The following is an 18,127-nucleotide window of genomic DNA, read 5'->3' as shown; positions in this document are numbered from 1 at the left end:
GGCGCCTCGCCCGAGGCGCCACAGGCGTTCTCTCAGCTGAGCTTGCGCAGGAACTCGCCCGCGTCGCGCGGCGTGCCGTAGAGGGGGCCGATCGCCAGGTCGGCGCCCCTCTCCTGCCACCACGCCGCCTGCTGCGCGGTCTCGATGCCGTCGACGCAGAGGTTCACGCCGAGTTCGTGCACGGCCGGGATGAGCGCGGCCGAACGGGGGTCCTGGCGCTTCACCAGGTCCGTCGGCACGAGCACGGACACGATCGGCAGTTCGGAGAGCCAAGCCAGGTCCCGCGGGCCGAGGCCGAAGTCGTCCAGCGCGATGCGGACGCCCATGTCGGCGAGGGTGCCCAGGTTGTCGGCCGCGTCGGCCACGCCCAGGACGCCCACCGGCATGGTCAGGGTCAGCCTGGCGGCGGGCATCGCCGTCTCCTCCAGCACCTGCGCCACCCGGGACACGAGGTCCGCGTCGGTCGACTGGTGGTGGGTCAGGCGGATGCCGAACTGCTGGTCCATCTCACCCCGCTGGCGCCACCACTGCGCTTGGCCCGCGGCGATCCTGATGAGCCACTCGCCCATCGGCAGGATCAGGCCGCTCTCGTCGGCCAGCGCGGCGCAGCGGTCGGAGAGTTCCCAGTGCAGCAGGGCTTCCACGCCCGCGAGGGCTCCGGTCGCCAGTTCCCGCACCGGGCGGTAGACGACGCCGATGTCACCCTGTTCCCAGGCGCCCGGCATGACGACGGCCAGTGCCGCGTCCCGGCGGCCGGCGGAGTCCTCGTTGGTGTGGAACAGTTCCCACTGGCCCCGGCGGTCGCGTTTCGCCTGGCGCAGGGCCATGTCCGCGGTGCGCAGCAGTTCCACCGGGTCCACGTCGGGGGCCGGTTTGTGCACGACGCCCGCGCTCACCGAGACCGCGAGGCCGTGATCGTCCACATAGGTCGGTTCGCCCAGGTCCGCGTTGATGCTCGCCATCGTGGTCGCGACGTCCGGTGTCAGCGACGTGTTCTCGACGACGATGCCGAACTCGTCGCCGTCGAACCGGGCGACCATGGCCTTCTCGTGGGACATCACGGCCCTGAGCCTGCGGGCGACGTGCTGGAGCAGGTGTTCGCCGACCCGTGCGCCCAGGCTGTTGCACACCAGGCCGAACGCGTCGAGGTCGAGGTGGAAGAGCGTCACGCCGAACTCGGGGTCCGCCCTGCGCAGCACGGTCTCGAGGTGCGTGGTGAAGAACTGCCTGTTCGGCAGGCCGGTCAGCACGTCGTGCAGTGACTGGCGGCGCAGTTCTCCTTGCAGCAGCGCGAGTTCCGTGTCGTCGTCCGCCATCACGAGGACGTGGCTCGCCTTGCCGTCGTCGTCGCGCAGCAGGGACGCGGTGAGCGTGACCTTGGCGAAGTCGCCGTCGCCGCGCACCAGCTGCATCGGCTCGCGTTCGAACTCGCCGCGCTCGGAGAGGACTCGTTCCATCATCTCGCGGAACACGACGATCGAGGTCGGCGCGATGAGCTCGACCAGCCGCGTGCCCGGTTCCGGCTCGCGGCCGACGATCGCGCGGATCGACTCGTTGCTCCAGGCGAGCCGGCCGTCGAGACCGACGATCAGCACGCCATTCGTGGACGAGGACGCGATGCCTTCGAACTTCGCCTCGCTCTGCCGCCGGTCCCGTTGCGCGTCGTGGGCGGCCTTGAGCAGCGAGCGCTGCATGCTCTCCTGCTGGTCCAGGATCGAACGCGCCCGCGCCGCGGTGAAACCGCACGCCAGAGCCCCGATACCGCCGACGACGCGCACCGTGTGCTGGTCGTTCGAGCGGAACTCGGCCAGCCCGAGCAAGCCCTTTCCGAGCACGTCGACCGTGCGCTTGAGGCCCGGCTCATTCACGTGACCCAGAGCGACGAGCCGTTCACCGACCGCCTCGAAAGGGGCAGGGTCGAACGGCTCGTGGTGCAGCGCCGCGCACAACGCGTCGAGCTGGGCGCCCAGTTCGGCGTCCAGCTCGTCCCTGCTCAGCGCGACCACCACTACGCTGCTGAGCAGGTAGCTCCACTTGCGCGACAAGGCTTCTCGCGCGCGGACGGCGGCGGTGTCCGCGGGTGGAGCGGCATCGGGTCTTCGGCTCGGTTTCGTCATTCCCGTTGCCCTGTATGGGTTGGAGAGTGTCCGGGAGTTTACCTACCGGCGGTCGACACCCATTGCGCCAACCGTGTGATCCTCCGACACTACAGCGTGGTTTCAGTCCGTACGACCAATGCAAGCGTACAAGAACACGCTCAGGGCCGCCTCGCCGGCGAAGTCCGCAGGTCCGGTTGCTCAGCCACCGCGCTGCACCATCGGAGTGACGCCGATCCACCCGTTCAGGCACTGTCGTCTCGTCCCAAACGGACTCTGAGGTGGTCCGTCCCCAACCGGCCCGCCTTCGTGACGAGTCCTTCGCCGACTCACGAAGTTCCTGTCCCGCAGCGGTCCGAGCTCTCCCGAACGGATTTGAAACCCATGCCCCGACGATGGCTCGTGCTGCTGCTCCGCTGGCTGCGCGGTGGCACCCCGGCCAGATCCGCGTCATCGACGACCACCTGCGGCGGCTCGCGGTCACGATCGCCGAGGAGACGCCCGTCCCGACGGAGACCGGCACCCACGCGGCCGATGCAGCGCCCGCTCCTCCCCCGCGGCCGAGCACCGTCTGGCTAGACTCGCGAGATGGACGAGGAGATCCACGAGCGAGTCCGTGAACTCATCAAGGCCATCCCCCGCGGACGAGTCGCCACCTACGGCGACATCGCGGACCTCGCCAAGGCCCCGTCGCCACGCCTGGTGGGCCGCATCCTCAACGAGGACGGCCACGACCTGCCGTGGCAACGAGTTCTGAAGGCCGACGGCACCTGCGCGCCGCACCTGCGCGACACGCAGCTCCAGATGCTGCACGAGGAGGGCGTGCCCAACCTCGATGGCAAGGTGAACCTCCGGGACTACCGCTGGGAGGACGCCCGCAAGGAGGAGCCGGCCGAGCCGCCGGGCCTCTGGTAGCGCGGGGACGCGGGCGGGGCGAACAGGGAGCGGTGACGACCGCACTCGCCCTCGCAGGGCGACCGCGCACGCAGGCCCGGCACGCGGTACCAACCGCACTCGCCACGCAAAGCGACCCGCACGCAGGCCAGGCGCGCGGTACCAACCGCACTCGCCACGCAAAGCGACCCGCACGCAGGCCAGGCGCGCGGTACCAACCGCAGTCGCCCTCGCAGGGCGACCACGCACGCAGGCCAGGCGCGCGGTGCCAACCGGCGCCCACCCGCACAAGGCCAACCACGCACGCAGCCTGGCGTGGCGATGCGAAGCGAGCCGTCTGGACCTTTCGGGCTCTCAGAGGCGGTGCACACCCGCACTGGCGATTGGGGCTTTACCTTGAGGGGTGGGGTGCTACCCCTCTGGGCACGGCCGGGCGCTTTTCAGCCCGGCCCTTTCCGGCCGTCCCAGCACCCCGCCAGAGGCTCAAGGTCAAGCCCCAATCGCACCCCAAAATCGTCAAGACCCGCGCAACCAGGCCACGCAACGCGACCCGCCCAACCAAACGCGACCAACCCCGCTGGAACCGCGGCCGACCCGCACACAAGCCCGACCCGCGAGCGAAACTCGACCACCGAGGCTCAAGCTGACCGGTGCAACACCCGGAGAGCCTCGTAGTACCTGCGCAACAAAGCCTCGACCACCAGAGGATGTGCCCCGACCGGTTCGGACACGACGTCCGCGCCGCACCCGGCCAGCACCCCGTGGAATGCCCCCGGTGCCAGGAGCCACGAGGCCACGGCCACCCGGCGCCCCCGCAAGGCACCCACGACATCGGCCACGCGGGGCGTCGCGGTGGCCACGTACCCCACGGCGGAGGCTCCCACCAGAGCCGCCGCCCTCCGCACGGTCGCCAACGCCCGCGCGTCAGAAGATCCCGCCGCGGCAAGCACTACTGCGTCACCGCGGCGGACACCTGCCTCGCGCAGCCGGTCGAGCACGGCCGGTACCGCGTCCAGCCCCAAGGGCGGCGTCAGCACCACTCCGTCGCGATCACCGATCTGCGCGGGAATGTCCACTCGAACGTGATAGCCGGCGGCGAGGAACACCGGCACCACCACACAAGGTCCGTCCACAACGGACCGCACGTCCGGCTGCACCACGTCGGCGTAGGCCACGTCGACAGGCACGTCGACCGAAGCAGCGACCATGGACGCGATCGCGGAACACACCTCGAGACCACGGGGATCGCGCGTCCCGTGGAACGCCAGCACCAGTTTCATACGGGCTCCATCGCCAATCGGTACCCGCGCTTCACCACGGTGCACACCATCTGCGGCGACCCCAAGGCGGTCCGCAGCCGTCCGATAGCGGTCTCGACGGCGTGCTCCTCCCCACCGGAGGGCAAGGCGGCCAACAGGTCCTGCCGCGACACCACCCGGCCGCGAGCGGCCACCAAAGTCCGCAACACGGCCATGGGAGCCGGAGCCACAGGACGGAGCTCGCCGTCGATCAGCACGGCCTGAGCCCGCATCTCCATGTCCCGCGAGGCGATCCGCAACCGCAGCGCACGGGAAGGCAGCTCCAGGGCCAACTCCCGCACCATCGACCCGATCCGCGACCGGGCGGGCTGCACCACGGGGATCCCGGCCGCCACCAACGGTCCGGCGGTGATCGCTCCGACCCCGACCACCAGGACATCCCGCCTCAGGCAGGACACCAGCGCACTGTGATCCGGCGCGGTCCGCAGCACGGAGGCAGCCGCCGGCGCCGACGTGAAGGTCAGGGCATCCACCTGCCCGGCCACCACGGCGTCGATCAACCGCTGCAACGGGCCGAGATCGGCAGGCGGCTCCCACCGGTAGACGGGGATCTCGACGACATCGGCTCCGGCGGCGGCGAGGGTGTTCACGAAGTCCGGCAACGGTTCGCCGTGCAGCTGAACGGCCACGCGCTTGCCGGACACGCCCATCCGCAGCAGGTACTGCAACAGCTCGGCGTTCGACTCCGACGAGGGCGACCAGGTCTCCGTCAACCCCGCCGCCCGCACCGCGCCCTTCGCCTTGGGGCCGCGTGGCAAGACCACCGCACCTTCCAGCGCGCGGTGCAGCCGCGAGGCGAGTCCCCACCCCTCGGCCGCCTCGAACCAGCCGCGGAAGCCGATCGCGGTCGTGGCGACGACCACGTCGACCGGGGACGACACGAGCTCCAGCGTCGCCGCGTGCAGGGTGGCGTCGTCGGGCAGCGGCACGATCCGCAGGGCCGGGCCGTGCAGGACGGCGGCGCCCTTGCGTTCCAGCAACGCGATGAGCTCGTCCGCGCGGCGGGCCGCGGTGACGCCGATGGTGAAGCCCGCCAGCGGGCCCGTCACGTCAGCTCCACGACACCGTCGCGCACGCGCACGCCGTGCACGGTGACGGCGACGTCCGGCTGGTCCAGGCACTTGCCGGTCGCCAGCTCGAACGCCTGCTTGTAGACCGGGGACACCACCACGGGAACGCCGCCGCGGTCGCCCACTATGCCGCGCGACAGCACGGCCGCCCCGCTGAACGGGTCGATGTTGTCCAGCGCGTGCACCGAGCCGTCGGCGGTCAGGAACACCGCCACCTGCGAGCCGTCGGGCAGCAACGCCGCGACGCCCTGCTCCGGCCTCAACACGTCGAAGTCACAGACGATCACCTGACGACCTCCGGGATGCCCAGGGAGACGGGGACGCGCTGACCGCGTTCAGCGCGGAACGAGATCGTGGGGTCGGGGGTGCCGGGCGCGTTCACGAACGACGTGAACCGCGCCAGCTTCTCCGGGTCCTCCAGCACACCGCGCCACTCGTCGGCGTAGTCGGAGACGTGCGACTCCATCGCGGCCTCCAGGTCGGCGCAGATGCCGAGCTTGTCGTCCACGACGACCTCGCGCAGGTGGTCGAGCCCGCCGTCGAGCCCCTCCAGCCACGCCGCGGTGCGCTGCAGGCGGTCGGCCGTGCGGATGTAGAACATCAGGAACCGGTCGATCACCCGGATCAGCTGTTCGGTGTCCACATCGGACACGAGCAGGTCGGCGTGACGCGGGGTGAAGCCGCCGTTGCCGGCCACGTAGAGGTTCCAGCCGTTCTCGGTGGCGATGATGCCGAAGTCCTTGCTGCGCGCCTCGGCGCACTCGCGCGCACAACCGGACACCGCCGACTTGAGCTTGTGCGGTGACCGCAGCCCCCGGTAGCGCAGCTCCAGCTCGATCGCCAGGCCGACGGAGTCCTGCACGCCGTAACGGCACCAGGTCGTGCCGACGCAGGACTTCACCGTGCGCAACGACTTGCCGTACGCGTGGCCGGACTCGAACCCGGCGTCGACGAGCCGGCGCCAGATCTCGGGCAGCTGGTCGACGGTCGCGCCGAACAGGTCGATGCGCTGACCACCGGTGATCTTCGTGTAGAGCCCGTAGTCGCGGGCCACCTCACCGATGACGATCAGCTTCTCCGGCGTGATCTCACCGCCGGGGATGCGCGGCACGACCGAGTACGTGCCGTTGCGCTGCAGGTTCGCCAGGAACCTGTCGTTGGTGTCCTGCAACGACACCTGCTCCGCGCCGAGGATGTGCCCGTTGCCGAGCGACGCCAGGATCGAGGCCACCGCGGGCTTGCAGATGTCGCAGCCGCGTCCGGTGCCGTGCTTCTCCACGAGCGCGGAGAACGTCGTGATGCGGGTCGCCCGGACGATCTCGAACAGCTCCGCGCGGGAGTGCGTGAAGTGCTCGCACAACGCCTTGGACTGCTCGACACCGCACTCCGTCAGCAGCTTCTTCAGCATCGGCACGCACGAGCCGCAGCCCGTGCCGGCCTTGGTGCACGCCTTCAGCTCGGCCACGTCGCAGGCCACGCCGGACACGATCGCGTCCGTGATCGTCTGCTTGGTCACCGCGAGACACGAGCAGACCTGCGCGTCAGCGGGCATTTCCACGTCCACGGCACCGCCGGGCTGCAGCAGGGCGGCGGGAACCTCCTTGCCCACCAACGGCCGCAGCGACAGGTACGAGGATGCGTCGCCGACGAGCACACCGCCCAGCAGGATCCGGGCGTCGTCCGACACCACGAGCTTGCTGTAGGTGCCCGCGACGGCGTTGTTCACGACCACTTCCAAGGCGCCCTCGGTGGTGGCGTGCGCGTCGCCGAACGACGCCACGTCCACCCCGAGCAGCTTCAGCTTGGTGGACACGTCGGCGCCCGGGAACACCCGCGCACCACCGGCGAGCTGGTCCGCGACCACCTCGGCCATCGAGTAGCCGGGAGCGACGAGCCCGTACGTCACGCCCTCGACCGCGGCGCACTCGCCGATCGCGAACACGTGCGGATCGGACGTCCGGCAGGCCTCGTCGACCAGGTACCCACCGCGTGGCCCGAGCGGGAGCCCGAGGTCCAGCTCGGTGCGCGGCCGGATGCCGGCGCTGAACACCACCACGTCGAGGTCGAGCTCGAGTCCGGACGCCAGCTTCGCGATCAACCGCGACCCGTCGCGTTCGATCGAGGAGGCGGAGGTGCCGGTGTGCACGGTCAGGTCGAGCTTCTCGACCAGCCGCTTCAGCAGCCCGGCGCCGCCCTCGTCGACCTGGATGGGCATCAGCCGCGGTGCGAGCTCGACGACGTGCGGCGAGACGCCCATGCCGCGCAACGCGTTGGCCGCCTCCAGCCCCAGCAGGCCGCCGCCGAGCACCATGCCGGACTTCCGGCCGGGACGTGAGGCCGCCTCGACCGTCGCCCGGATCTCGTCGAGGTCGTCGATGGTCCGGTAGACGTGGCAGCCGGGCAGGTCGCGGCCGGGGACCGGGGGCACGAACGGCACCGATCCCGTGGCCAGCACCAGCGCGTCGTACGTCACCTCGACGCCGGAGGCACCGACCACGACCCGGCGGTCGCGGTCCACGGACACGACCTTCTCGCCAAGGCGGAGCTCACACCCGGTCAGCGCGGGCAGTTCGAGGTCGGCGGAACTCCACGTGTCCACATAGGACGAGAGTGCGACGCGGTCGTAGGCGGGGCGGGACTCCTCGCCGAACACCACGATCCGCCACCCGGAGTCGCGCAGGAGGTCGGTGAGCCGGTGGCCGACCATGCCGTAGCCGATCACGACGAGCGTTCGAGTCATCGGAACCCCTCCTTCCGCCCGGCATCGTCACCGGGCGGTGTGTCGTGCCTGGGTCAGCCGCGTGTCCGCGGTGTTAAACGCCTGCGTAGGCGAGCGATGGACGAGCGGCGAACACGGTGCGCCTCAGGTAGAACCACCAGGTCGTACCGAGGCAGAGCGCGTAGAACACGAGGATCGCGGTCAGCGCGGGCGTCAGGGTCTTCGAGCCCTCCAGCGAGAACTTGAAGACCAGGTTCACCAGCACGCCTCCGGCCGCGCCGATCGCTCCTGCGATGCCGACCACGGCGGCGGCCTGGCGCTTGGCGGACTTGTCGTCCTCGGACTGGGTGCGGAAGATCGCCGGGATCATCCGGTACGTGGAGCCGTTGCCCACGCCCGCCAGCACGAACAGCGCGATGAAGGAACCGAAGAACAGCGCGAAGTTCCGGGTGTCCACGCTGACGATCACGCCGAGTGTGCCGGCGGCGAGCCCGAGGAACGTCCAGAGCGTGACCTTCGCACCACCGACCCGGTCGGCCAGCCAGCCGCCGAACGGGCGGGCGATCGACCCGATCAGCGCGCCGAGGAACGCGAGCGCCACCCAGCCCTTGTAGTCGACGAAGCTCAGCTTGATCAGCGACGGGAACGCGAACGAGTACCCGATGAACGACCCGAACGTGCCGATGTACAGGAACGACATCACCCACGTGTGCTGGTTCGACAGCGCCAGCCGGTACGACTGCCCGTCGGGCTTGGCCTGCGTGAGGCTGTCCATGAAGAACCAGGCGAGCGCGGTCGCGAGCACGATGAACGGCATCCAGATCAGCGCCGCGTAGGCGAGGTGGATCCCGGTGCCGAGGGTGATCACGAACGGCACGATGAGCTGCGTGACGGCGACGCCGAGGTTGCCGCCGGCCGCGTTCATGCCGAGCGCCAGGCCCTTCTTGCCCTCCGGGTAGAAGAACGAGATGTTCGCCATCGAGGACGAGAAGTTGCCGCCGCCGAGGCCCATCGCGGCCGACGTGAGCAGGAAGAACCAGAACGGCGTGCCCGGCGTGGAGACGGCGTAGGCGAGCATCGCGCACGGGATCAGCAGCAACCCGGCGCTGATCGTCGTCCACAACCGCCCACCGAAGCGCGGCACGGCGAACGTGTACGGCACCCGCAGCACGGCGCCGACCAGGTTCGGCACGATCAGCAGCCAGAACTGCTGGCCGACGCTGAAGGCGAACCCGACCGAGCTCAGGCTCACCACCACGATGCTCATCAGCACCCACACGCTGAACCCGAGGTTCTCCGCGAAGATGCTGAGCGCGAGGTTCTTGCGGGCGATCCGCTTGCCCGTCGACTCCCAGAACTCGGGCTTCTCCGGTTCCCAGTGGTCGATCCAGCTCATGAAAGTCCTCCACAAGGGTTCGGCGACTGCGGCAAAACCTAGGAACCGCGCATTACCAGGGCGTTCTGGCGCGTGACGGCGGAGGCAACTAAGCCGCACATCACGCCGGGGCGGGCTGTGAGGCGCCGAGCCAGTCGAGCAGCCCGCACACCGCGTCCTTGCAGCCACCGCACCCGGTCGTCGCCCGCGTGGCCTCCGCGAGCTGCGGCAACGACTCCGCGCCCGCCCGCCAGGCCGACACGATCTGTCCTTTGGAGACGGTGTTGCAGCGGCAGATCACCGCGCTGGACGGCAGGTCGGCGGGGGACGCGGCCTCCGCCGGCAACGCCCGTCCGAGCAGCAGCGCGAGCCGGTCGGTCGGCGCGGGGATGCCGCGGTCGTAGAGCTGCGTGATCGTGGCCGCCGCGTCGGGCGCGCCGAGCACGATCGCCCCCGCGACCCGGTCGTCGCGCAGCACGAGCTTGGCGTACCGCCCGCGCGAGGGTTCCTGGAAGCACAGGACCTCGGAGTCGGGGCAGTCGACGCCGGTGTGCACGTCCCCCAGCGCCGCCAGGTCCACGTCGCGCGCCTTCAACCGCGTGACGACGGACGTCCCCCGGTACCGCGCGGCGGGGTTCGCGCCGGTCAGGCGGTCTGCGAGCACGGCGGCCTGGTCCCACGCGGGCTGCACCAGGCCCGACACCGTTCCGGGGTGCTGGGCGCAGTCGCCGATCGCGTGGACGCGCGGGTCGCTGGTGCGCAACGCGTCGTCCACGACGATGCCGCGGTCGACGGTCAGGCCCGCCTTGCGCGCCAACGACGTCTCGGCGCGCACGCCGGCGGAGACCACGACCAGCTCGGCGGGGAGGTGGGTGCCGTCGTCGAGGACCAGGCCGTCGCCGGGGAGGTACTTGGCGGCGGTGGAGTTGAGCCGGAACTCGATGCCGAGGCCGCCCAGCGTGCGGGCGAGGACGTGGCCCGCATCGGGGTCGAGCTGGCGTTCCATGAGGTGGCCGACGGGGTGGACGACGGTGACGAGGCAGCCGCGTCCGGCCAGGCCGCGGGCGGCCTCGATGCCGAGCAGGCCGCCGCCGAGGACGACCACGGGAGCGCCCCGGTGGGCCTTGGCCTCGATCTCGGCGCAGTCGTCGAGGGTGCGGAACGCGACGACGCCGGGGGCGAGTACGCCGTCCTCGACCAGGCCTTCGGCGGGCGGGACCCACGGGGTGCTGCCGGTGGCGAGGACCAGAGCGTCGTAGGGAACGAGTTCACCGGAATCGAGTTCCACGGTCCGCGCGGAGCGGTCTATCTCCAGCACCTCGCAGCCCACCCGCAGGTCGACGCCGTGCTCCGCCGCCCACCTCTCGTCGTGCAGCCGCGTCGACTCCGGCGTCATCGTGCCCGCCACCACCGTCGACAGCAGCACCCGGTTGTACGCGGCGTGCGGCTCGGCGCCCACCACCGTCACCGACACGTCCGGGTCGCGGCGGCGCAGCTCGTCCGCCAGTCGTGCCCCCGCCATGCCGTACCCGACGACCACCACTCGCCTCATGCCGGCTCCAATCGCACAGCGCAGACCTTGAACTCGGGCATCCGGCTCGTGGGATCGAGCGCGGGGTTGGTGAGCAGGTTCGCCCGGCCGTCACCGGGGAAGTGGAACGGCAGGAACACCGCGTCGGGGCGCATGCTCGGCACGCACCGCACGACCGCGGTCACGGTTCCCCGCCGGGACACGACGTGTGCGGACTCGCCGGCGGCCAGTCCCGCCCGGGACGCCGTGTCCGGGTGCACCTCCACGTACATCTCGGGCACGGCGGCCAGCAGTTCGCCGACGCGCCGCGTCTGCGCGCCCGACTGGTAGTGCTGCAACACGCGTCCCGTGGTGGCCTGCAACGGGAACTCGCCGTCGGGCGGTTCGGCGGGGCCGCGGTGGTCGACCGGGACGAACCGCGCGAGGCCGTCGGCGTGCGCGAACCGGTCGAGGAAGAGCCTTGGTGTGCCTGGATGTTCCACCGAGGGCACCGGCCAGTGCAGTTGCTCGGAGTCGAGCCGCTCGTAGGTGACGCCGGAGTAGTCGGAGAGCCCGCCGGCGGACGCGCGGCGCAGCTCCTCGAAGACCTCGGCCGGTTCCGCCGGGAACCCGTTCGGCACGCCGAGTCGGGAAGCCAGGCCCTGCAGCAACTCCAGGTCGCTGCGGACTCCGGGCGGCGGGTCGAGTGCCTTGCGGCGCCGGATGATCCGGCCTTCGAGGTTGGTCATCGTGCCGTCCTCCTCGGCCCACTGCGTGACCGGGAACACGACGTCGGCCATCGCGGCGGTCTCCGACATCACGAAGTCCGCCACCACCAGCAGGTCCAGCGACCGCAACCGGTCGGCCACACCGGACGCGCGCGGCGCCGACACCACCGGGTTGCTGCCGAACACCAGCATCGCCTTGACGTCCTCGGCGACGAGCAGTTCGTAGGCGCTGCGGCCCGGTCCCGGCAGCCACGACACACCCCACACGTCCATGACGTGCCGGCGCGCCACGGGATCGTCGATCTTGCGGTAACCGGGGAGCTGGTCGGCCTTCTGCCCGTGCTCGCGGCCGCCCTGGCCGTTGCCCTGCCCGGTCAGGCAGCCGTACCCGGAGCCCACCCGGCCGGGAAGTCCCAGCGCCAGCGCCAGGTTGATCCACGCCGAGACGGTGTCGGTGCCGGACGCGTGCTGCTCGGTGCCGCGCCCGCTCAGCACGTACGACCGCCCGGCCAGCATGTGCACGGCGGCGCGCTGGTCCGCGGCCGAGACCCCGGTCACGCGTTCGGTCTGCTCGGGCCACCACTGCGCCGCGACGCGCCACGCGTCGTCGAAGCCCGTGGTGCGCGAGGTGACGTATTCCTTGTCGATCACGCCCTCGATGACCGCCGTGTGCAACAGCCCCAGTGCCAGCGCCAGGTCCGTGCCCGGTGCGGGCTGCAGGTGCAGCGTCGCGCGTTCGGCGGTGGGCGTGCGGCGCGGGTCGATGACGATCAGCCGCGCACCTTCCAGGTACCGCAGGAAAGGCGGCATCGTCTCGGCCGGGTTGGAGCCCGCCAGCAGCACGGTGTCGGCGGAACGCAGGTCCGTCAACGGGAACGGCAGGCCGCGGTCCAGCCCGAACGCCTTGTTGCCCGCGGCCGCGGCGGACGACATGCAGAACCGGCCGTTGTAGTCGATCTGCGAGGTCTTCAACGCCACGCGGGCGAACTTCCCGAGCGCGTAGGCCTTTTCGTTCGTCAGTCCGCCGCCGCCGAACACGGCGACCTCGTCGGGCTCGAAGGAGGCGATCCGCGACGCCACGAAGTCCAGCGCCTCGTCCCACGACACGGGCCGGCCGTGCAGCAACGGCGTGGTGAGCCGGCCCGGATGGCGCAGCAGCTCGCCCGCCGTCCAGCCCTTCTGGCACAGCCCACCGGGACCAGGAGTCACCTGGCCGTCGATGACGCTCATGGAGCACTGCAGCGCGCAGTAGGGGCAATGGGTCACGCCGCTGACGCTAGGAACCGCGCGTTAACCCGATGCTCCGCAATGTTTCGTACCTGCTAATTGGCCCGCTCAGAGCAGGGTCGTGACGTGGTGAGCCGCCCGCTCCAGACCCGCGAAGGACTGCGGTGTCGACAGCGGGTGCAACGCGTGCACGGCCAGGCGGAACAGCGTCGCGCGCAGCAGCGCCTGCTCCCACTCGGCCTGGTGGCTCCACCGGTGGAACAGGCCTGAGTCCGCGCCGCCCCACGCGACGGCGTCCACCGCGATCACGGCCGCGGCCCACTCGGCGGGGCGCCAGTACGCGGTGAAGTCGATGACGGCCGGCGGCGCGTTGCCCGCGAACAGCACGTTGCCGAACAGGTCCCCGTGCACGACCTGCGGCCTGAGGTTGATCGGCTTGCGCAGTTCCTTCAGCGCGTCGAACGTCCGCCCGCCGAGGTCGGCTTCGAGCGGCACGTCCTCCTCGCCCCACGCCTTGCGGTCCGCGACGGCGAACACGTCCGTGCGGGCGTCGAGGAACCGGGGCTTGGGCAGCTCGGCCGTGGCCTGGTGCAGGCGCTGCGCGACGGCGATGACCTCGTCGTGACGCGACTCGGCCCGGCCGGCGAGGAACTTGGTGGCGGACCAGCCGCCGACGACGTACCGGCCGTCGGTGGATCTGAGCGGGCGGCCGATGCGCAGGTGGTGCACGTCGAGGCCGTCGAGGGTCTTGGCGATCCAGGTGGCCTCGGCGGGCTTGGGCGCGGGCCGGATCGTGGCGTCGCCGCAGCGCCAGGCCGGGCCGCCGTCGATGAGCTCTGGTTCGGCGTCACGTGCCCCGAACGCCGCACGCACGTGCGCAGGGGGCGGTTCGGGGGACCGGGTCACGGTCGGGCACGCTACCTGCTTAGACCGTCCGGGTGGTGGATCACGACACGCCGTGATTCGCGCCGCCACCCGAACAGCGCATCAGCTGGTAGGTGCATTCGGGCACCGAACCACCCGAATGCACCAGTGTTCGACGGCCACTGCTCCGCAGGTGGCGGCGAGTCCGTCGAGAAGCCGGTCGTCCGGCCGAATCGTTCTCGTCGAATTGGGCTACGCCGAATTCGACGAGAACGGTTGACCGGACGACCGGCACGAACTCGCGTCAGTAAGTGGGCAGGCTCGGGTCGACCTCGCGGGCCCACGCCAGCACGCCGCCACCGACGTGCACGGCGTCCTTGAACCCCGCCTTGTGCAGCGCGGCGAGGGCCTCGGCGGACCGGGCACCGGACTTGCAGTGCAGCACGAGCGGCTTGTCCTGCGGCAGCTCCGAGAACGCCTCGCCCGAGAGGATCCTGTCCTTCGGGATCAGCACCGAGCCCGGGATCTTGACGATCTCGTACTCGTGCGGCTCGCGCACGTCCACCAGCAGGAAGTCCTCACCGGACTCCTGCTTGTGCTTGAGCTCGAGCGGCGTGATCGTGTTGCCCGCGGCGGCCTGCTGCGCGTCCGTGGACACGACCCCGCAGAACGCCTCGTAGTCGATCAGCTCGGTGATCTTCGGCGACTCCGGGTCCTTGCGGATCTTGATGGTCCGGTACGACATCTCGAGCGCGTCGTAGACCATCAGGCGGCCCAGCAGCGGGTCGCCGATGCCCGTGAGCAGCTTGATCGCCTCGGTCACCATGATCGAGCCGATGGACGCGCACAGCACACCCAGCACGCCGCCCTCGGCGCAGGAGGGGACCATGCCGGGAGGCGGCGGCTCCGGGTAGAGGTCGCGGTAGTTGAGGCCCTGGCCGTTCGGGGCGTCCTCCCAGAAGACGCTGACCTGGCCCTCGAACCGGAAGATCGAGCCCCACACGTACGGCTTGCCCAGCAGCACCGCGGCGTCGTTCACCAGGTACCTGGTGGCGAAGTTGTCGGTGCCGTCGAGGATCAGGTCGTAGTCGCGGAAGATCTCCAGCGCGTTCTCGGAGTTGAGGTGCGTCTGGTGCAGGACCACCTTGACGAACGGGTTGATCTCGGCGACCGAGTCGCGCGCCGACTCCGCCTTGGGGCGGCCGACGTCGGACTGGCCGTGGATCACCTGGCGCTGCAGGTTCGACTCGTCCACGACGTCGAAGTCGACGACGCCGAGCGTGCCGACCCCGGCCGCGGCCAGGTACAGCAGTGCCGGGCTGCCCAGGCCGCCCGCGCCGACGACGAGCACCTTCGCGTTCTTCAGGCGCTTCTGCCCGTCCACCCCGACGTCCGGGATGATCAGGTGCCGGCTGTAGCGCGCGACTTCTTCCTTGGTCAGCTCCGCGGCTGGCTCAACGAGCGGCGGAAGCGCCATGCTGGTCCTCCTCGACGAATGTCTCCGTGTCCGAGACAACGTCTACCCTGCCTCGGCTCTTCCCCGTTGGAAAGCCGTCTCACCCAGCGGGAAACGCGTTCGGCTTGCACACCTTGCCGTCGGCCGGCACGACGTCCTGGCCCGCGTTGAGCTGCGAGACGAAGTCGTTCGAGACGCCGAACGTCTGCTGCATCATCACGGGGGCCGGCGCGTCGTTCTCGGTGCACGCCGCGTGGCCGCTGCCCAGGGCGTGCCCGACCTCGTGGTTGATCACGTACGTGCGGTATCCGGCCAGGTCGGAGCCGTAGACCATGGCGCCGCGGACCCAGCGCGCGACGTTGATGATCACGCGCTTCTGGGCGGGGTTGAAGCAGGAGGTCTCGAACGGGATCTCCTTGCCGCAGAGCGTGTGGGTCGTCTTCGTGGTGGTCAGCGCCACGACGAAGTCCGGGTTCTGGTTCGCCTCGACCCGCTGCAGCGCGACCTGCTTGGTGCCGATCCAGCTGCGCGGGTCGGAGAGGATCCCCTCGACGGTGCGGGCGAACGCGGCCGCGTCGTCGTTGTAGTCGGCCGGCTTGACGCCGTCCTCGATGGCGATCGCGTACCTGCGGAACTTCGGCGCGCCGCCCTCGCCGACGCGGGGGCCGCTGCCCGCGACGACCTTGAACGTGCCGACGCCGTCCTGCGAGAAGTCCGGACCGGCGGGCAGCTCGGCGGTCGGGATCTTCAGGTCGGGTTTCTTGCCCGGCAGCTCCGACGGAGGCACCTCGGGCGTGCTCACGGGCGTCTCGGCGGCGTTCGTGCTGGTGCCGTCGCTCCCGGTCGCGGGCGCCTTCGGCTGGACGGTGTCGAGCACCACCAGAGCCGTCAGCACGAGCAGGACCGGGATCGCGTAGATCCGCCACCCGTAGTTGGCGACGAGTCTCTTCACACCGCGGGCCTTGCGGGGCCGCCGCATCGCCTGCGTGGCGTCCGGTTCCCAGGAGGCCGCGAGCGGTTCCGCGCTGGTCCGGCGCTCGCCACGGCGGTAGCGGTCAGCGGGCGGAGCAGAGCGTCCTCGCTCGGGGGCGCGATTCACGTCGTCCAGGGTCCCACATCCCCCGTATGGCCGTCGTTCGTCACCATGTGTTCTGGTCGACGGCCTCCCACATGCCCAGCACGGCCCTCGCCACGGTGGCGGGCCGCTCCATCTGGGCGACGTGGCCGGTCTTGGGGAGCACCAGCAGTCGCCCCTTCGGCAGCGCCCGCGCCGTCCGCGGGCCCTTCCGGACGCTGACGAGCCGGTCGTTCTCGCCCCACAGCACCAGCGTCGGCGCCTCGACCAGCGGCAGGAGCCGCCACAGGGACCTCGCGCCGGGTGTGAGCCAGCTCTGCACGAGACCGACCGTGCTGCGGTTGAGGGCGTGCCCCGCCCACCTCTGCCGGGCGCGCTCCTCGTTCTCCGCGATCGACTCCTCGATGCGGTTGTCCGGCACGACGCTCGGGTCGGCGAAGCACAGCTCCAGCATCTGCCTGGTCCGCTGGTGCGGCGTCAGCTTCGCGAGCTCGCGGCGGACCCTGGCGCCGACGACCGGCAGGACGGCGAGGGCCATCCGCGGGTCGGACATGCGGTCGAGGCGGGGCCGGAAGTCCGGCACGGCCGGGGAGACCAGCGTGAGCGTCTTCACGAGGTCCGGCCTGCCCGCGGCGACGATGACCGAGATGGCGCCGCCCATGGAGTTGCCGAACAGGTGCACGGGCTGTGAGAGCGTTTCCAGGTACTTGGTCACCGTGCGCGCGTGCGTGGCGAGGCTGAAGTCGTAGCCCGGGATCGGCTCCGACCGCCCGAACCCGGGCAGGTCGATCGAGTGACCGGTGACGTGGTCGCGCAGCTGGGCCGCGAGATCCGTCCAGTTCGTCGCGGACCCGCCGAGGCCGTGCACGTACACGGCGGGAGGACCGTCGCCGGGGGTGGTCCTGATGTGCACCTCGTGGCCGTCGACCTGCTGGAACTCGCCGGGCCACGGCGTCTGGGACGTGTCCAGCGGCGGCAGCTCGACGGTGGACAACGGGGCGGGGATGAACGTGCTCACCGGACCAGGATGCGGGAAATCGGGCCCAGATGGTTCCCGCATGTGGGCTACCAGCGAGTAAGGTTGCGCTCAGCCCCGGTCAGGCAACCCCTCTCCGACGGCGCATCACTCGTGCTGGAGGCACCAATGACGGAGACGGCGCAGAGCGCACCCGCAGGAAGGGGCGTTCGACTGCCGCGCACCGCCCGCCGCGCGCAACTGCTGGCAGCGGCGCAGGACGTGTTCGTCGCCAACGGCTACCACGCCGCGGCGATGGACGAGATCGCCGAACGTGCCGGCGTGTCCAAGCCTGTGCTGTACCAGCACTTCCCGGGCAAGCTCGAGCTCTACATGGCACTGCTCGAGTCCCATGTGGACGAGCTGGTCGGCCGCGTGCGCACCGCCATCGGCTCCACGAGTGACAACAAGCTGCGCGTGCGTGCCGCCGTGGCCGCGTTCTACGACTTCGTGGACGGCGAGGGCCAGGCGTTCCGCATGGTGTTCGAGTCGGACCTGCGCTCGGAGCCGTCGGTGCAGTCCGCGGTCGAGCGCGCCACGACGGACTCCGTCGACGCGATCACCGAGACCATCACGGCCGACGCCGGCCTCGACGAGGAGCGCGCCCGCCTGCTGGCCGTCGGCCTCGTCGGCCTGTCGCAGGTCACCGCCCGGTCCTGGCTCGCCGACAACCGCCGGGTGCCGAAGGAGGAGGCGGTCGCGCTGATCTCCAACCTGGCGTGGCGCGGCATCGGTGGCGGTTTCCCGCTCCAGCACTGACGACGCGAAAAAGGGCCCGC

At 70.8% G+C, this 18,127-nt stretch carries 14 protein-coding genes; 2 read left to right on the top strand and 12 right to left on the bottom strand.

All coding sequences use genetic code 11. The features are described from left to right. Positions 1–32: 32 nt before the first annotated feature. Entirely contained in the window at positions 33–2,045 is a 2,013-nt protein-coding gene (locus tag BMY74_RS05030) for a putative bifunctional diguanylate cyclase/phosphodiesterase (RefSeq protein ID WP_245785889.1), read from the bottom strand. A gap of 639 nt (positions 2,046–2,684) precedes the next feature. Between BMY74_RS05030 and BMY74_RS05025 the strand changes: the two genes are divergently transcribed. Then, a complete protein-coding gene (locus BMY74_RS05025) occupies positions 2,685–3,011 on the top strand; it encodes an MGMT family protein (protein ID WP_089909942.1) in 327 nt (108 codons plus the stop codon). 617 nt (positions 3,012–3,628) lie between these two features. On the opposite strand, the gene BMY74_RS05020 is transcribed toward BMY74_RS05025, so the two are convergent. The 11 genes from BMY74_RS05020 to BMY74_RS04970 form a co-directional block, all read right to left on the bottom strand. Further along, positions 3,629–4,270 carry a sirohydrochlorin chelatase gene (locus BMY74_RS05020; protein WP_089909939.1) on the bottom strand — a complete coding sequence of 214 codons (642 nt, stop codon included), beginning with the start codon at positions 4,268–4,270 and terminating at the stop codon, positions 3,629–3,631. After that, on the bottom strand, positions 4,267–5,358 hold the full coding sequence (locus tag BMY74_RS05015) for a uroporphyrinogen-III synthase (RefSeq protein WP_089909936.1): 1,092 nt from the start codon (positions 5,356–5,358) through the stop codon (positions 4,267–4,269). The genes BMY74_RS05020 and BMY74_RS05015 overlap by 4 nt, the downstream gene beginning before the upstream one ends. After that, complete coding sequence (gene nirD / locus BMY74_RS05010; protein ID WP_089909933.1) at positions 5,355–5,666, bottom strand: nitrite reductase small subunit NirD; 312 nt, start codon at positions 5,664–5,666, stop codon at positions 5,355–5,357. The genes BMY74_RS05015 and nirD overlap by 4 nt, the downstream gene beginning before the upstream one ends. Next, the gene (nirB, locus tag BMY74_RS05005) at positions 5,663–8,119 is read right to left on the bottom strand and encodes a nitrite reductase large subunit NirB (RefSeq protein WP_089909930.1); all 2,457 of its coding nucleotides are present in this window, start codon (positions 8,117–8,119) and stop codon (positions 5,663–5,665) included. Before nirB ends, nirD begins: the two co-directional genes overlap by 4 nt. Positions 8,120–8,192: 73 nt before the next feature. Next, positions 8,193–9,494: an MFS transporter gene (locus BMY74_RS05000; RefSeq protein ID WP_089909927.1), complete on the bottom strand. Its 1,302-nt coding sequence runs from the start codon at positions 9,492–9,494 to the stop codon at positions 8,193–8,195. Positions 9,495–9,594: 100 nt separating this feature from the next. Continuing rightward, positions 9,595–11,025: an FAD-dependent oxidoreductase gene (locus tag BMY74_RS04995; RefSeq protein WP_089909923.1), complete on the bottom strand. Its 1,431-nt coding sequence runs from the start codon at positions 11,023–11,025 to the stop codon at positions 9,595–9,597. Beyond that, positions 11,022–12,941, bottom strand: coding sequence for a molybdopterin oxidoreductase family protein (locus tag BMY74_RS04990; protein WP_089909920.1), 1,920 nt, complete (start codon positions 12,939–12,941; stop codon positions 11,022–11,024). The genes BMY74_RS04995 and BMY74_RS04990 overlap by 4 nt, the downstream gene beginning before the upstream one ends. 105 nt (positions 12,942–13,046) lie before the next feature. Then, positions 13,047–13,844, bottom strand: a complete 798-nt coding sequence (locus tag BMY74_RS04985) for a TIGR02569 family protein (protein WP_089909917.1) — start codon at positions 13,842–13,844, stop codon at positions 13,047–13,049. Between the two features lie 262 nt (positions 13,845–14,106). Next, the gene (moeZ, locus tag BMY74_RS04980; protein ID WP_089909914.1) at positions 14,107–15,279 is read right to left on the bottom strand and encodes an adenylyltransferase/sulfurtransferase MoeZ; all 1,173 of its coding nucleotides are present in this window, start codon (positions 15,277–15,279) and stop codon (positions 14,107–14,109) included. Between the two features lie 79 nt (positions 15,280–15,358). After that, positions 15,359–16,357 carry a DUF3152 domain-containing protein gene (locus BMY74_RS04975; protein ID WP_245785888.1) on the bottom strand — a complete coding sequence of 333 codons (999 nt, stop codon included), beginning with the start codon at positions 16,355–16,357 and terminating at the stop codon, positions 15,359–15,361. Positions 16,358–16,397: 40 nt separating this feature from the next. Continuing rightward, the gene (locus BMY74_RS04970) at positions 16,398–17,351 is read right to left on the bottom strand and encodes an alpha/beta fold hydrolase (protein ID WP_245785887.1); all 954 of its coding nucleotides are present in this window, start codon (positions 17,349–17,351) and stop codon (positions 16,398–16,400) included. Between the two features lie 126 nt (positions 17,352–17,477). Here BMY74_RS04970 and BMY74_RS04965 point away from each other — a divergent pair, with 126 nt between their 5' ends. Then, the gene (locus BMY74_RS04965; protein ID WP_089909905.1) at positions 17,478–18,107 is read left to right on the top strand and encodes a TetR/AcrR family transcriptional regulator; all 630 of its coding nucleotides are present in this window, start codon (positions 17,478–17,480) and stop codon (positions 18,105–18,107) included. Positions 18,108–18,127 lie beyond the last annotated feature (20 nt).

It is taken from the genome of Lentzea albida, from assembly GCF_900111005.1.
Classification (GTDB): Bacteria; Actinomycetota; Actinomycetes; order Mycobacteriales; family Pseudonocardiaceae; genus Lentzea; species Lentzea albida.
Note: the sequence above shows the minus strand (reverse complement) of the source record. Positions and strands in the feature narration are given on the sequence as shown.